Raw genomic sequence first — 15,855 nt, 5'->3', positions numbered from 1 at the left:
ATTGGGGTTTTGGCTTATAATGTCGACTGATAGGTCCAGTGGGAAGTGAGCACGATGTACAAAGGCTCTAAAAATAAGGCGACGTGGCATGCGTCTGTTGGTGCTGTTTTGCTGCTTGTAATGACGTTATATAGTGGGGTAGGTGTCGCGACGGCATTTGCGCAGACGTATTATTTGGGTGTGCTGGCGCCGCAAGGCGAGAGAGCCGCGCAAGATCGCTGGCAGCCATGGCTAGATGATATCAATCGGCAACTCGCCGAGGACACGGTGATATTAGTGCCATTGGCATTAGAAAACTGGCAACAGCAAATACAAGCCAAACAGTTTGCATTTGTGCTGGGTCCGCAAGTTCAGTTTATAAAAATGAATACCACCAAATGGCGCTGGCTGGCTACGTTGCAGGCGCCGACAGTGTTGTCTGAGCCGGCGCTGTCGGTCGATGATAAGGTGCAAGGCTTTCGGGCACATACGCTCACCCAACGTGCGTCGCAGGCGACGGTTAGCTTGGCTCAGCAGTTTCGCCAAATACCTAAGCCGATAGCGCAGCAACAGCCCAGCGCGATGGAAGCGGTCGCCAGTGCCTTATGGGTGGCAGCCGATAGCGACATATATCGTTTGTCAGATTTACAGCGCCGTACGGTGGCCGCAGTCGATGCCGATGCGTTTGGTGGATATTTGCTGGGCGCGCATTTACTACAGCAAAACGGCATCACGCCCAGTCATTATCACATACAGTTCACCGGCTATCCGATTGAGCGGAGTTTGCAGGCTTTGGCCTATGGCAGGGTCGATGCTGCCATCGTGCCGCTATGCTTGATGGAGGAGATGACGCGGCAAGGGAAAATACATGCTAAACAATATCGTCTACTGCATCCAGTCGCGACCGCATCAAGCTGCCAGTCTTCTACAGCAATCTATCCCAACTGGACGTTGGCCGCCACTGAGCAAGCACCGGCGGCATTGGTACGGCAAGTCAGTCAGCAGGTATTTGCCCCGCCGCCAGCAGAGCCAATGTCTACGGCAGGGCTGCGCTGGCTACCTCCAGAGTCTAGCATGGAGGCTGAGCGTGTCTTGTATGAGATGCAGCGTCATCCAGCCCAAAAACCGCTCAGCGCTCATTTGCTCGACTGGATACAAGCGCATCGGCTGGGGGTCGGCGTGCTGGTGTTTATTATCCTGATATCGACCATCAATTATGGCTGGATGAGCTGGCTGGCATGGCGTCGACGCCAAAAAATACTGACGCAAAATCGTCTCATTCGTGACTATGATGAGCAGCTGCGTCAATCAGAGCGTTTTGCGGTCATTGGTGAGATGAGCGGTGCCATCGCCCATGAAATCAATCAGCCGCTGGCAACTATCCAAAACTACGCACAAGGACTGCTGATACGGCATCAGCATAAAACAGAGCCAAATAATAAAGAGCCAAATAATAAAATGACACAAAATGCCTTAGAGCAGATTGTCCATGAGACCAGACGTGTCGCGGCGGTCGTCAACAACATCCGTAGCTGGGCGGGACGTCCGCAGCGGAGCGCCGCCGATGACGTGAGGGTCGACATCATAGCGACCTATCGGCAGTGTGTTTTATTATTGGGTGATAAAGCGAGCGGTATCGATTTTTGGCTGATAACCGACTATAAAGGCGTGACCCTGCCGCATCTGCTCTTAGATCAACTGCTCATCAATACCATGAGCAATGCCGCCCAGCAAGGTGCGACAAATATCTCGTTACGCTGTCAGATAGATAGCCGCGATGACGAAAAGTGGCTGGCGCTACATGTCAGTGACGACGCAGGAGGGTTTGATGTGCGGCAATTGGCTCAGTCTCATCAGCACGAGGCTGCATCTGGATATTATGCCGCGCAGTCGAGCAAAGCGGACGGTCTGGGGCTGGGTCTGATGATTTGTCAGCGGCTGTGTAAATCTATAGAGGCGCAGATAGCGCTAAGTAATATCGAAGTAGCCGCAGAGCTCGATAAATATCCTGTGGCAAACGCTCAGACCTATCGCTTTCGGCGTACCTTACAGGGTAAACTGCAGTTGCTCCCCGCGCATCTAGGCCAGCCGCCAGCAAATACGCTGGGCGCGCAAGTCTCTTTTTATTTGCCGCTGTCTGTAATTGATAGAAACAACAGGCAAATAGAAAACGGTTATAAATTGTGAGGCGTGATGGGGATAAGTTTTACGTGTGTGCTGCATACCTTCGATGCTGCGCAACCTATATTTAAAAACACCATCATTTATCATCACTCAATTGGGCCAAAAAGGTTTATATGATTTTCTCCCCTTTGACACACATCTCTGAGCAGGGTCAAGATACGCCTATGATGTCATCTGACCATGTACCAAAAACCAGCGCTGAGCCCCTTGTCGTTCATATCATCGATGATGAAGAAAGCGTGCGCCTCTCTTGTGAGTTTTTACTTGGGAGTTTGGGGGTGCAAGCGCAAGGATGGCCGAGTGCGTTAGCGTTTTTGCAGCAGGTAGATATCTATCGTCCCGCTGTCATCATCAGTGATTTGATGATGCCGGAGATGAGCGGGCAGGCGCTACAGGCGTATCTGAATACTCATGATAGCCCTATGGCGCTCATTGCTTTGACAGGTAATGGCGAGATTGCGGATGCAGTAAATATGCTCAAACAGGGCGCAGCCGACTATTTAGAAAAACCCATAGGCAGCCAGCGTCTACAGCAAGCGTTGGCACAGGCGCAATCATTAACCATCAAGCGTGCCAAACTGTACGAGATTCGCAAGCTGTATGCTCAGCTGACGGATAAAGAAAAGCTGGTAGCCGATGAGCTGCTACAAGGTAATATCAATAAAGTCATCGCCGACCACTTAGATATTGCCGTGCGCACAGTCGAGGTGCACCGCTCACAAGTGATGAAAAAGATGCAAGCGCAGCATGTCAGTGAATTGATTCAAAAGCTGGTGCTGCTTGACGCTTAGGGCATGTCCTTACTGGTGACTCATTTTGCGGTCTATTTACCAGCTATCGGGGATCTATTTTAAAATAAGCACTGTGCATAACATCAATGACTTAGCTTAAAATCAGGCTATCATCTTCGACCTTTTCACCACGGGTTTGCTCGAACATATCGAGCAGGTCATGGACGGTCATGCCGCGACGAGTGTCTCCTGCGACATCTAAGACCACTTGGCCTTGATGTAGCATCACCGTGCGCGTGCCGTGCGCCAGCGCCTGCTGCATAGAGTGGGTAACCATCATCGTCGTGAGGCTGTTGTCTGTGACGATCTTATCAGTCAGCTCCAAGACAAACGCCGCTGTCTTCGGGTCAAGCGCGGCCGTATGCTCATCTAGTAATAAGATTTTGGAAGGCTGGAGCGAGGCCATCAGTAGGCTAACTGCCTGACGTTGCCCGCCTGATAGCAATCCCATGCGGTCAGTTAAGCGGTTTTCTAATCCCAGTTTGAGTACGGACAGCTTTTCGCGAAACAAATCACGGTTATTTTGGTTTAAGGCAAAGCTCAACCCACGCTTGCCGCCGCGTTTGTACGCCAGTGCCATGTTTTCTTCGATGGTGAGCGCCTCGCAGGTGCCCGCCATCGGGTCTTGAAACACGCGAGCGACCCAGTGCGCACGCTGATGCGCGGTTTTTTTGGTGACATCAATACCGTTGAGTAAGATTGAGCCACTATCGACACGTGTGGTGCCACTGACAGCATTCAAAAACGTGGATTTACCGGCACCATTGGTACCAATCACCGTCACAAACTCACCATCAGCAATGTTGAGATTGATGCCGCGTAGCGCCGGATTTTCGATAGGCGTGCCTGGGTTAAAGGTTAACCGCAAATCTGTGGCTTGCATCATAGTCGTTATTCCTTATTGTCACTTTAAGACAGTCACTTCAAGCTTGTACTGCTACTTTACCCACTATTAAGCGCGAGCCTTACGAGATAAAAACTTGGTTTTGGCTTTTGGTAGTACCAGTGCCAGTACCACCAGTAGGGCGGTGATTAGGTTTAAATCCTGCGGACCAAAGCCGATGCTACGTAGTGTATCGCTCGATAGCGCCACCTGAATAAACAGCTTATATAGTACCGCCCCGACGATAACAGCAAAGGTAATCAGCCAGATACGCTTGGCAGGAATGATGGTCTCACCGATGATGACGGCTGCTAGACCAATGACAATGGTACCGATACCGATAGAGATGTCCGCGCCGCCTTGTGTTTGTACAAACAAAGCACCTGCCAGTGCGATTAGACCATTGGATATGGCCATACCGATGATGGTCATCCATGAGGTGTTGATACCTTGGGCTTGTGCCATCCGTAGGTTGGAGCCTGTGGCGCGCATCGACAAGCCAGTTTCAGTGTTATAAAACCAATCTAAAAACAGCTTGGCCAGTAAGATCACCACCCCAATGATCAAGCAGCGCATCCAATAGCCGTTGCCATCAGTTACCAAGCTGCTAAATACAGTGGTCTCACCAAGGAGCGGTAAGTTTGGCGCACCCATGATGCGCAAGTTGACAGAATATAGCGCGACCATCACCAAGATACTGGCAAGTAGCTGCAAGATACCCAGCTTGACGTGGAGCCATGCCGTGACGATACCTGCGACTGATCCTGCGAGCATACCAAACGCGCAAGCTAGCCATGGATTGATACCAGCGACGATAGAGATACCAGCGACAGCGCCGCCGAGCGGAAAACTGCCATCAGCCGTCAGATCAGGAAAGTCGAGCGTACGAAATGAGATCAGGACGCCAAGTGCAACAAGGCCATAAATCAGACCGCTTTCAAGCGCACCAAAAAAAGCAATTAAAGACATAAGAGATCAGTAAGTCATAACCAAGTGTCCGGCGCGTGAGAGTCACATAAATGCGCGGCGATTGCCACACTCATATAAACGCCAAACAGCTAAGCGGTGAATTTAACAGATTAAACAATCTGCGGTTAGGGTAAACCAAAACATATCACGATGAATAACGATCATAAGCTACCTTGGTTTTAATTATATAGCCCCATCGGACAAAGCCAACGACAGACAGCCATGAATAGCGCTGTCTGTTTGGTGGTTTTGCTGATAGATAGACGCTGCTATGTGACGTCAAAGATAAAAGGCCGTTATTCTATCACTTCTTTGGCGTTATCGATAACCGCTTGTGACAAAGTAATGCCTTCTTCAGTCGCATGTTTTGGACTGACATACAAATCTAGCGCTTGCGGCGTATAGACAGGGATAGCGCCGGCTTTTTCACCATTTAAGATACGCACAACGATTTTGCCAGTTTCGCGGCCAAGATCGTAGTAGTTGACGCCCAATGCCGCCACCGCACCGCGCTCGACTGAGCTGGTGTCTGAGGCAATCAGCGGAATCTTACTTTCTTTGGCGATTTGGTATAGCGACTCATAAGCCGACACCACGTTGTTATCGGTTGAGGTGTAGATCATATCCACCTTACCTTCAAGACTGCGGGCGGCCATGGCGATGTCGTTACTACGCTGTGCTGGCGCTTCATGCACATTGATACCAAGTGGCGTCAGCTTTTCTTTTAAGTTTTTTAGGATGATGGTTGAATTGACTTCACCTGGGCTATAGACGTAACCGACGTTTTTTAGGTCTGGGATGATCTGACGCATCAGCTCGATTTGCGGCTCATAGGGTAGCGCATCTGATGCGCCAGTGACGTTGGTGCCTGAGCCATCAAGTTTCGGTACTAGCTTGGCGGCGACAGGGTCAGTCACAGCCGAAAACACCATCGGAATGGTGCTGGTCGCTGCCGCAACAGACTGAGCGGATGGGGTGGCGATCGCGACGATAGCGTCTGGCTCATCCGCGACGAACTGCTTGGCGATCTGTCCGGCTGTTGCCGTATTGCCTTGTGCGCTTTGAAAGTTAACCGTTAGGTTTTCACCGTCTTTAAAACCTGCTTCATCGAGCTCGTCGATCACGCCTTTACGTACGTCATCTAAGGCAGGATGCTCGACAATGGCGGTAATGGCGACCGTTTTCATTTGCGTGGCGGTACTGTCTGTCGCACCGTCAGCACTGTTGGTGTCTTGGGCTGTCTGATTACAGCCAGTTAAGATCGCAGTACAAACGCTGCCTAATAACAGTGCCTTACTGAAGTTGAAATGACCAAAACGGTTTTGATAAAACATAGCTCTCACTCCTGAAAATAATAATGTGTCCGTACATTATTTAATAAATGGGTAAAGGATAACGTCAGTTGACTGTGTCATACAATTACTGCATCACACGCCCTATGACTACTGTGCAGTGGCTTGTGCTTTTTTGTCGATATTGATGGCGTTTTTTAGCAAATCCTCACTCAAGCTGACGCCTTGCTCAGCGGCATGCTTTGGACTGGCGTACAAGGTTAAGGTGTTCATGACCTCAGGCTTGATGGCACTCACGGTTTCACCATTTAGCACGCGATAGACCATCTTGCCTGTGGTACGACCAAAGTCATAATCATTGACCCCAAGTGCGGCGGTCGCGCCGCGTCGTACGCTAAACTCGTCCGAGGCAATCACCGGAATGTCCAGCTCGTTGGCCGCGCCTGCCATGGCTTCAAAGGCGGATACCACGTTGTTGTCAAGCGAGGTATAAATGACATCGGCACGACCTGAGAGGCTGCGCGTTGCCATGGCGACATCAGTTGGGCGATTGGCCGTGACATCTAAGATGGTAAGGCCATAATTTGGCGCGGCTTTTTTGAGCTGATCGAGCACCACCACAGAGTTGACTTCACCTGGGCTATAGACATAGCCGATGGTTTTGGCGTCGGGGACGATTTTTTTGATATTGTCCAGTTGCGGCTCGATAGGCAGCTCACTTGATAGGCCAGTGACATTTGACTGGATAGGCACGTCATTGGCATCGATGAGTTTCGCCGCCACAGGGTCTGAGATGGCGGTGTAAATCACAGGGACGGTTTTGGTAGAGGCCACCACTGACTGTGCCGAGGGCGTCGATATGGCAACGATGGCATCAGGGTTGTCGCCGGCAAACTGTTTGGCGATTTGCCCTGCGGTGGCAGTATTACCCTGCGCACTTTGGAAGTTTACTGTGAGGTTTTGACCTTCGATGTAGCCATTATCAGCCAGCTCATCAATGATACCGCGGCGCATCTCATCTAGCGATGGATGTTCGACGATCTGGGTGATGGCCAAGGTCTTGGCAGGTTTGTCGGCATCAGTACCAGCGCTATCGGCGGCGGTGTCGGTGGCGTCTGAGCAGCCCAGTAGTCCAAGGGCCGCGCTCATGGCGGCACCATATAGGCTAAAGCGTAAAGTAGTAGCAAAGGTCATGTTATTCTGGCTCGTCGGTTAAAGAAGTGCAGGTTACCCGAGTCAATATTATGTACATGCTGAGATAACGGGCGAACATAAAAGTAATCAATCCATGATTATTACGTCCATATTATGACAGTAATGTAAGTTATCGCAATAAAAAATTAAGGCGAGTTCGTCATGAGTCATCTCGCCAGATGTATTGACGATGGCGTTTCTCAGCTTTTATCGGCAAAAACGCAAAAAAGACGTCACTTGGACGTCTTTTTTGAAAAAAAATTATAAAGGTACAAAGAGCATCACGCTCAAAACCGACTTTACGCTAATGTATCGCCAATCACGCAGTCATCTGGCAAGGTGACGACCGTAAGCCCTGTCTTTGGATGACCGGTTGAGAGTACCATGCCTTCTGAGACACCAAACTTCATCTTGCGCGGCGCCAGATTGGTGACGCAGATCACCTTTTTATCCAATAACTGCTCAGGCTCATAAAATTTACGAATACCGCTAAACACATTGCGCGGAGACTCTTCGCCGACATCTAGGGTAAATTGCAATAGTTTGTCCGCGCCTTCGACATGGTTGCACGCGACCACGTGCGCCACTTTCATCTCAACCTTGGCAAAATCCTCGATACCGATATAGTCGTCTGACTCGCTTGCGTTGTCTGCGGCAGAAGCCGGCTGATCAACCGCTGGCGTCTCACTCTGGGTTAGCGATGCTTTGGAGTCTTCAATCATGGCGGTGACGTTTTTTTCTTCGATACGCTGCATGAGTGGCTTGAATTTATTGATTTTATGACCCAGTAGCCACTCATTGCGGCTGGCAAAGCTTAAGTCTTCAATATTCAAAAACGTTTTGGCATTGGCGGTCAGCTCAGGCAATACTGGCGCAAGATAAACCATGAGCTGACGGAAGATGTTGATCGCCACCGAGCAGACGTCTTGCACCTCTTGTTCAGTGCCTTCTTGCTTGGCAAGTGACCATGGTTTTTTGCCATCGATATATTCGTTGGCCTTGTCCGCGCACTGCATGATAAGGCGCATGGCACGGGAGAACTCGCGGTTTTCATAAGCAGCCGCAATCTCATCGCCCGTTTTGGTGATGTCTTCTAATAACTCAGGCTCAGCGCAGACCTCTGAGAGCATCCCGTCGTATTTTTTGACGATAAAACCGGCGCTGCGACTGGCGATATTGACCACTTTACCCACCAAGTCAGAGTTGACCTTTTGCATAAAGTCTTCTAAATCAAGGTTGATGTCCTCGACCTTGTCCGACAGCTTGCTGGCGAAGTAATAACGCAGATACTCTGGGTGCAAGTGCTCGGCATAAGTCTCAGCTTTGATAAAGGTGCCACGTGACTTACTCATTTTTTCGCCATTGACCATTAAGAAACCATGAGCAAAAACGCCCGTTGGCGTGCGGAATTCACTACCGGCTAGCATGGCAGGCCAAAATAGCGCATGGAAATACACGATGTCTTTACCGATGAAGTGATACACCTCGGTTTTATGCTCATTTTCCTGTGCCCAGTAGCGGTCAAAATCAAGCGCCTGATCGCTGCCTTCGCGTTTGTCGCATAGGTTTTTAAAGCTGGCCATGTAGCCCACTGGTGCATCGAGCCATACATAAAAGTATTTGTCTGGCTCATCGCTTGGGGTATCTGGGATTTGGAAGCCGAAGTAGGGTGCATCGCGAGAGATATCCCAACTGGTGAGACCCGCTTCAAACCATTCTTGCAGTTTATTGGCGACCGAGACTTGCAAGCGCTCATCACTGCGGGTCCAGTCTTTTAAAAACTGCTCAAATTCTGGCAAATCAAAGAAATAATGCTTTGAGGTTTTGAGTATCGGCGTGGCATCCGACAACGTCGAATAGGGGTTTTTTAGCTCGGTGGCATCATAGGTGGTGCCGCAGACTTCACAGTTATCACCATATTGGTCTGGGCTAGCGCATTCTGGGCACTCTCCCTTGACAAATCGATCGGCCAAAAACAATTGTTTTTCGGGGTCAAACAATTGCTCGACATCCTTTGTGCTAATGTGGCCGGCGTTATTAAGACGACGATAAATCAGCTCTGAGAAATGCTTGTTTTCTTCTGAATGGGTGCTGTGGTAGTTGTCAAATTCAATCAAAAACTTCGCAAAGTCTGCTTCGTGTGAGGCTTTGACCGAGGCGATTTGCTCTTCTGGCGTGACGCCATTGGCTTCTGCTTTGAGCATGATGGCTGTACCGTGCGCGTCATCGGCACAGACATAAGTGACCTGATGGCCTTGCGCCTTCATGGCACGTACCCAGATGTCTGTCTGAATGTATTCTACAAGGTGCCCCAAATGGATGTAGCCATTGGCGTAGGGCAGCGCACTGGTTACTAAAATCTCACGCACTTTTATCACCTATATTTTTGTATAAATGGGTTGGTTATCAAACGTCACACGCTGTTTATAAAGGTATGATGATGACGTTATCAAGGCTAAAAACTTCTAAAATAAGCAAAAGTCTAAAAAGTGTGCCTATGATACCGTAATTCGGCCAAATTTGTGATATTCCTTAGTAATTAACGCTAAGTGATGACCGATTTTTTATAAAAAACCAGCATCGCTCTGACATAAAAAACCCACCGAGCGCAGGCTAAGTGGGTGGTATTCGTGGTTATCATCAATCGAAAATAAAACAGTTGTAGAGTGAGGTGCGCTAAGGCTAGGCAAGCGGTGCGATCAAAAAGAGCCAAACATCGTCCCTAAGATGATGATAGCGACCACTGCGACCAGCGGAATCACGATGGTGACCATGGCTAGGTTGAGATACGACTGCTTATGAGTCAAGCCACAAATCGCCAGCAAGGTGATGACCGCGCCACTGTGCGGCAAGGTATCCAGACCGCCTGCCGCCATGACCGCCACACGGTGCATCAGCTCAGGGTCGATACCAGCATTGACTGCCATTCTAAGATAGTCTTCACCCAAGGTTGAGAGAGCGATACTCAAGCCACCAGACGAGGAGCCAGTGATACCTGCCAAGGTCGTCATTGCCACCGCTTCTGAAATCAAAGGATTGTCAGGGTTTAGGTTTAAGATACTATCACGAATGATAAGAAAGCCTGCGAGTGAGGCAATCACCGCGCCGTAACCCACTTCCGATGCCGTGTTAAAAATCGGCAACATCGAGTCGTAAGTGCCACGGTTGATGGTTTTTTGTAGGTTATTCCAATGACCAATACGCAGCACAATCAAAACCGTACAAGCAACGACCAATGAGATGATAATTGACCAAAGGCCAAGCGAGCCTGCGATATTGAGATCAGGGAACTGCGCTTGTAAGCCGCTAAAGTCCATTGAAGGAAAAATGAAATAGGTCAGAACGGCGTTGAGAGCGATGACCAACACCAGCGGAATCATCGCAACGGTAAATGAGGTAGGATGCGTACTGAGGGTTTCGGTTTCTTTTTTAACCGCACCAACACCGCCCACATCTTCTTCGTCATGCTGACCATAGCCTTCACCTGCGGCATTGGCTTTTTTGGCGCGTGTCTGTAGCCATAGCCAGCCGCAGACAAACATAATGGTACCGCCGATAATACCTAGGATAGGCGCGGCAAAAACATTGGTATTGTAGTATGGGATTGGGATGGCGTTTTGAATGGCTGGCGTGCCTGGTAGCGCTGTCATGGTAAAGGTAAAGGAGCCAAGCGCAATCGCCGCTGGAATCAAGCGCTTGGGTACATCTGCAGCCTTAAATAAATCCTTGGCGATTGGATAAATGGCAAAGGCCACAACAAACAACGACACACCGCCGTAGGTTAAGATAGCGCAGACTAAGATGACGGCGAGAATGGCTTTGCTGGCACCGAGTTTTTCGACCACGGTATTGGCAATCGCTGTCGCCGCGCCTGAGTCTGCCATCAAGCGCCCAAATAGCGCACCTAACAAAAATATGGGGAAAAACTTAAGCAAAAACCCACTTAACGCGCCCATAAACACATCGGTATAAGCCGGAATACTGCTAAGAAAGTCGCCCGACAGTAATACGGCCAGCGTCGCCATAATCGGTGCTAATATCAGCACTGAATAACCGCGATAAGCAAAGAACATCAATAATAATAACGTAATGACAATAGCAAATGTGCTAAACATAATCGCCCTCCTTGGCAAAGTTCAATCAGCGAGTATGCAGGGCATGTTTATCTGGGTCAATAAAATTAATCAAAATATGTAATTTTTGATTTTTTATCAAACATTAATCTAGAAGAGCCTGATATTGACTTGCCTCATACCCCGCCACTGTGCTGTCTCGTTCGTTCTTAGTGTTATTGTCTTCTCGCTACGAGATTTATATGTTAAGTTAGCATAAGTATTTGATATATGATATATCGATATAAAGTGTATTAATATAAATTTAAAACAGTCAATACGCTATTGATGGGCACAGTAAATAAATCATGATAGATAATGGACGTTAATAACAAAAACAGACTTGCAAGGAGATAAGCATGAGTCGCTCAAAAGTATACAGTAGTGCCGAAGAGGCGCTAAAAGGTGTGGTAAGTGATGGACAAACACTTGCTATCGGCGGTTTTGGTCTGTGCGGTATTCCTGAAGCGTTAATCGAAGCGCTACGTGATAGCGGTGTCAAAGATTTGACTTGTATCAGTAATAACGCCGGTGTCGATGACTTTGGCTTAGGATTACTACTACAAACCCGTCAAATTAAGAAAATGATTTCGTCTTACGTCGGCGAAAACAAAGAGTTTGAGCGTCAATACTTGGCCGGCGAGTTAGAGGTTGAGCTGACGCCGCAAGGCACCTTGGCCGAAAAACTGCGCTCAGGCGGTGCAGGCATTCCTGCATTTTATACCGCCACAGGCGTTGGCACGTTGGTCGCTGAAGGCAAAGAAACCCGTGAGTTTGACGGCCGTACTTATGTGCTAGAGCATTCACTGCGCGCCGATGTGGCATTGATTAAAGCGCAAAAAGCAGATAAGGCAGGCAATTTAATCTTTAATAAGACCGCTCGTAACTTCAACCCAGATTGCGCGATGGCAGGCAAAATCACCATCGTCGAGGTCGAAGAAATCGTCGAGACAGGCGCTCTTGACCCTGATGACGTGCATCTACCCGGTATCTTTGTGCAGCGTATTGTCTTAAATAATAACCCCGAAAAACGTATCGAAAAAACCACCACGAAAGCCGCTGAGAGTGCTTAGTTAGTGGTTTTATCCAAACCTTTCAAAGATGACATTAATAATAGAATATTGTAATACCACTTCTAAAAATTGAGCAGCAAGTAAGATAACCCTAAGTGCTACATTTTGTAGACTAAGCGAGTTTGATGCCGCTAATCATATTTTTTCGAGTGGTTATAAATTCGAGTGGTTATAAAAATAAGGAAATCACCATGGCATGGACAAGAGAGCAGATGGCACAGCGTGCCGCACAAGAGTTGCAAGACGGTTATTATGTAAATTTGGGAATCGGACTACCGACCCTCGTGGCCAACTATATTCCTGAAGGGGTGGATGTATGGCTACAGTCTGAAAATGGCTTATTGGGTATTGGTGAGTTTCCAACGGCGGAGAATGTCGATGCCGATTTAATTAATGCAGGCAAGCAAACGGTGACCGCAGAGCCGGGGGCCAGTTATTTTAGTAGCTCAGAGTCATTTGCCATGATTCGCGGTGGGCATGTCAATCTGGCGATACTCGGCGCAATGGAGGTCTCAGAAAAAGGCGACTTGGCCAACTGGATGATCCCCAAAAAAATGGTCAAAGGCATGGGCGGGGCGATGGATTTGGTCGCAGGTGTACAGCGCGTGATTGTACTGATGGAGCAAGTCAATAAGCATGGCGACCCAAAAATCCTTGCAGAATGCGCGCTCCCCTTGACAGGCAAAGGCGTGGTCGATCGTATCATCACCGAGCTTGCGGTATTAGACGTCACCGACGATGGCCTAAAGCTGGTGGAATTGGCAGAGGGTGTCAGCTTTGAGGAGCTACAAGAAAAAACGCCAGTGAGCATTGTGCAATAACGGCGGCCAACAAAGACTGAAAACAGCCAACTGATAAAGGATGATCGCATATGGCGACCCAATTACAACAAGATTTGACAGGCAAAGTGGCCTTAGTCACAGGCGCCGCAAGTGGTATCGGACGCGATATCGCCGAAACCTATGCCAAGGCAGGCGCTGCGGTTGGTATTGCTGATATCAATCTGGCCGCCGCCCAGCAAACGGTTGATGCCATCGAGTCAGCTGGTGGCCGTGCGCTGGCAATCGCCATGGATGTCACCGCAGAGCAAGCGGTGGGTGAGGGCGTGCAGCAGCTGGTAGATACGTTTGGTAGTATCGATATTCTCGTCTCCAATGCCGGTATTCAAATCATTGATCCTATCGATAAGATGGCGTTTGCGGACTGGAAAAAAATGCTCGACATTCATTTGGATGGGGCGTTTTTGACCACCAAAGCGGCCACGCAGCACATGTATAAAGATGACAAAGGCGGTACGATCATCTATATGGGTTCGGTGCACTCGCACGAAGCATCGCTATATAAAGCGCCGTATGTCACTGCCAAACATGGACTCCTAGGGCTGTGCCGTGTGTTGGCAAAAGAAGGCGCGCCTCATAATGTCCGCGCGCATGTGATCTGCCCTGGGTTTGTCAAAACCCCACTGGTCGAAAAACAAATCCCCGAACAAGCCGCCGAAAAAGGCATCAGTGAAGAGTCGGTGGTGAATGACATTATGTTGGTCAATACCGTCGATAAAGCGTTTACCACAGTCGATGATATTGCCCAGCTGGCTTTGTTTTTAGCGGCATTCCCAAGCAATGTCTTTACTGGGCAATCCATCGTCGCCAGCCATGGTTGGTTTATGAATTAATAAAATCCAAACTGAGCCAGTCGCGGGTTTATGGCGCTTTTATATAAATCGATACCATCCATGTTGGTTTGTGGTATCAACTTTGGCAACACTGACCGTGATTTGCTGGCTATTTGAGGCGTTTGACCATCATCAGCTTGCTAATAAAAGACCAATCCATTAGGATTTGATTTTATGTTGACTTGAGCCAATTGTATTGGCTCTTTTTTATGAGCGCCTGTTGCCTGACTTCGCGCTGCACGGAGTGACAATGATGAATGAGAAAGATTTTGCAGAAACGTTTGCAGCCAAGTTAAGCGACGCTGTCGCACAGCAGCAACTTGATGAGTCGGTACAGCAGTTGCAAGACCTGCGACCTATCGATAGCGCTGACGTACTGGCATTAATGACGCCTACGCTTGCGTGGCCATTACTACAGCGACTGCCCAATCGTGCGACAGTGTTTGCCTACTTAGCGCCTGATATTCAGGTCGCCATGGCGCAGGTGTTCCCGCGGGCCAGCCTAGCAAAGATTGTCGGCGAGATGCCCGCTGATGAGCGTACCGATTTATATAAACGCCTCAATCAAGCGCAGCGTGATGCCCTGCTGCCAGCGTTGGCACAGGCAGAGCGCGAAGATATTCGCAGACTCTCCGCCTATGAAGAGCGTACCGCTGGGGCGCTGATGACCTCAGATTATGCTACCTTAAGCGCTCAGATGAGTGTCGCTGAGGCATTGGCCGCGCTACGCTTAGAGGCGCCGGATGCTGAGACCATTTATCATGCTTATGTCATCGATGCGGCGCGCAAGCTGTTGGGCGTGGTGTCCTTACGTGTATTGATTTTGGCATCGCCTGAGCAGCGTATCGCCGATCTGATGATGAGTAGTGTGGTGTCGTGTAATGTCCATGATGACCAAGAGGACGTCGCCAAAACCATCGCGCGTTATGACTTGATCGCCTTGCCCATTACCGATGACAGTGGCGCTCTGGTTGGGATCGTCACTCATGATGATGCGATCGATGTGGTCAATGATGAAGCCACCGACGATTTTCATAAGTCGGGTGGTGTCTCGACCATGGTCGGTAAGCTAAAAGACGTCAGTATCCGTATGCTCTACCGCAAACGGGTGTTTTGGCTGGTGTTTTTGGTGTTTGGCAACTTGCTATCTGGTTTGAGTATTGCAAATTTTGAAGAGGTGATTGCCGCCAATTTAGTGCTGGTGTTTTTTTTGCCGCTGTTGGTCGATAGTGGTGGTAACGCCGGCTCGCAGTCTGCAACCTTGATGGTACGGGCGCTGGCCACGGGCGAAGTGGTGATGCGCGATTGGTTTTCCTTACTTGGCCGAGAGGCTTTGGTAGCATTGATGCTCGGTGCGACCATGGCGGTGGCGATCTCTATCATCGGTTATATTCGCGGTGATGCCGTGGTGTCGCTGGTGCTGGCGCTTAGCATGATGTCGGTGGTGATGATTGGTTGTGTGATCGGCATGAGCTTACCATTTGTGCTGAACAAATTAGGCTTTGACCCTGCCGCCGCCAGTGCGCCTTTGATCACTTCAGTGTGTGATGCATCGGGGGTGCTGATCTATTTATTTATCGCCTCGAAGTTTTTGGCGATTGGTTGATTTGGTTTTTGCCATAGGTATCGTCGGCGCGCGTGTTCCCACTGGCATTGTGGTTTTTTTATAGCGTCAATTGAGCTACACTGTCGGATAATAAGGGTAG

Annotated in this window: 12 protein-coding genes; 6 read left to right on the top strand and 6 right to left on the bottom strand. The window is 49.2% G+C overall.

Features of this window, described 5'->3' with window-relative positions; translation table 11 throughout:
- Positions 1 to 120: 120 nt before the first annotated feature.
- Both J3491_RS00655 and J3491_RS00650 read left to right on the top strand, forming a co-directional pair.
- Positions 121 to 2,166 (top strand): PhnD/SsuA/transferrin family substrate-binding protein, encoded by a 2,046-nt coding sequence (locus tag J3491_RS00655; protein ID WP_207968857.1) that lies wholly within the window; start codon positions 121 to 123, stop codon positions 2,164 to 2,166.
- A 110-nt stretch (positions 2,167 to 2,276) separates the two neighbouring features.
- Positions 2,277 to 2,954, top strand: coding sequence for a response regulator transcription factor (locus J3491_RS00650; RefSeq protein WP_207968856.1), 678 nt, complete (start codon positions 2,277 to 2,279; stop codon positions 2,952 to 2,954).
- Positions 2,955 to 3,045: 91 nt separating this feature from the next.
- Here the strand turns inward: J3491_RS00650 and J3491_RS00645 are convergent, their stop codons facing one another.
- The 6 genes from J3491_RS00645 to J3491_RS00620 form a co-directional block, all read right to left on the bottom strand.
- A complete protein-coding gene (locus J3491_RS00645) occupies positions 3,046 to 3,840 on the bottom strand; it encodes an ABC transporter ATP-binding protein (protein WP_100749770.1) in 795 nt (264 codons plus the stop codon).
- 66 nt (positions 3,841 to 3,906) lie between these two features.
- Positions 3,907 to 4,806: an ABC transporter permease gene (locus J3491_RS00640; protein ID WP_075101629.1), complete on the bottom strand. Its 900-nt coding sequence runs from the start codon at positions 4,804 to 4,806 to the stop codon at positions 3,907 to 3,909.
- A 296-nt stretch (positions 4,807 to 5,102) separates the two neighbouring features.
- A complete protein-coding gene (locus J3491_RS00635) occupies positions 5,103 to 6,140 on the bottom strand; it encodes an ABC transporter substrate-binding protein (RefSeq protein ID WP_207968855.1) in 1,038 nt (345 codons plus the stop codon).
- A gap of 108 nt (positions 6,141 to 6,248) precedes the next feature.
- Positions 6,249 to 7,292 (bottom strand): ABC transporter substrate-binding protein, encoded by a 1,044-nt coding sequence (locus J3491_RS00630; RefSeq protein ID WP_075101627.1) that lies wholly within the window; start codon positions 7,290 to 7,292, stop codon positions 6,249 to 6,251.
- Positions 7,293 to 7,591: 299 nt separating this feature from the next.
- Positions 7,592 to 9,661: a methionine--tRNA ligase gene (gene metG / locus J3491_RS00625; RefSeq protein WP_424108332.1), complete on the bottom strand. Its 2,070-nt coding sequence runs from the start codon at positions 9,659 to 9,661 to the stop codon at positions 7,592 to 7,594.
- 330 nt (positions 9,662 to 9,991) lie between these two features.
- The gene (locus J3491_RS00620) at positions 9,992 to 11,407 is read right to left on the bottom strand and encodes a GntP family permease (protein WP_207968853.1); all 1,416 of its coding nucleotides are present in this window, start codon (positions 11,405 to 11,407) and stop codon (positions 9,992 to 9,994) included.
- 356 nt (positions 11,408 to 11,763) lie between these two features.
- On the opposite strand from J3491_RS00620, the gene J3491_RS00615 reads away from it, so the two are divergent.
- The 4 genes from J3491_RS00615 (at position 11,764) to mgtE (ending at position 15,755) form a co-directional block, all read left to right on the top strand.
- Positions 11,764 to 12,477, top strand: a complete 714-nt coding sequence (locus J3491_RS00615; RefSeq protein ID WP_207968852.1) for a CoA transferase subunit A — start codon at positions 11,764 to 11,766, stop codon at positions 12,475 to 12,477.
- A 191-nt stretch (positions 12,478 to 12,668) separates the two neighbouring features.
- Positions 12,669 to 13,298: a CoA transferase subunit B gene (locus tag J3491_RS00610; protein ID WP_207968851.1), complete on the top strand. Its 630-nt coding sequence runs from the start codon at positions 12,669 to 12,671 to the stop codon at positions 13,296 to 13,298.
- Between the two features lie 50 nt (positions 13,299 to 13,348).
- Positions 13,349 to 14,149, top strand: coding sequence for a 3-hydroxybutyrate dehydrogenase (locus tag J3491_RS00605; RefSeq protein WP_207968850.1), 801 nt, complete (start codon positions 13,349 to 13,351; stop codon positions 14,147 to 14,149).
- A gap of 253 nt (positions 14,150 to 14,402) precedes the next feature.
- Positions 14,403 to 15,755, top strand: a complete 1,353-nt coding sequence (gene mgtE / locus J3491_RS00600; RefSeq protein ID WP_207968924.1) for a magnesium transporter — start codon at positions 14,403 to 14,405, stop codon at positions 15,753 to 15,755.
- Positions 15,756 to 15,855 lie beyond the last annotated feature (100 nt).

The organism is Psychrobacter halodurans, from assembly GCF_017498075.1.
GTDB lineage: Bacteria > Pseudomonadota > Gammaproteobacteria > Pseudomonadales > Moraxellaceae > Psychrobacter > Psychrobacter celer.
Note: the sequence above shows the minus strand (reverse complement) of the source record. Positions and strands in the feature narration are given on the sequence as shown.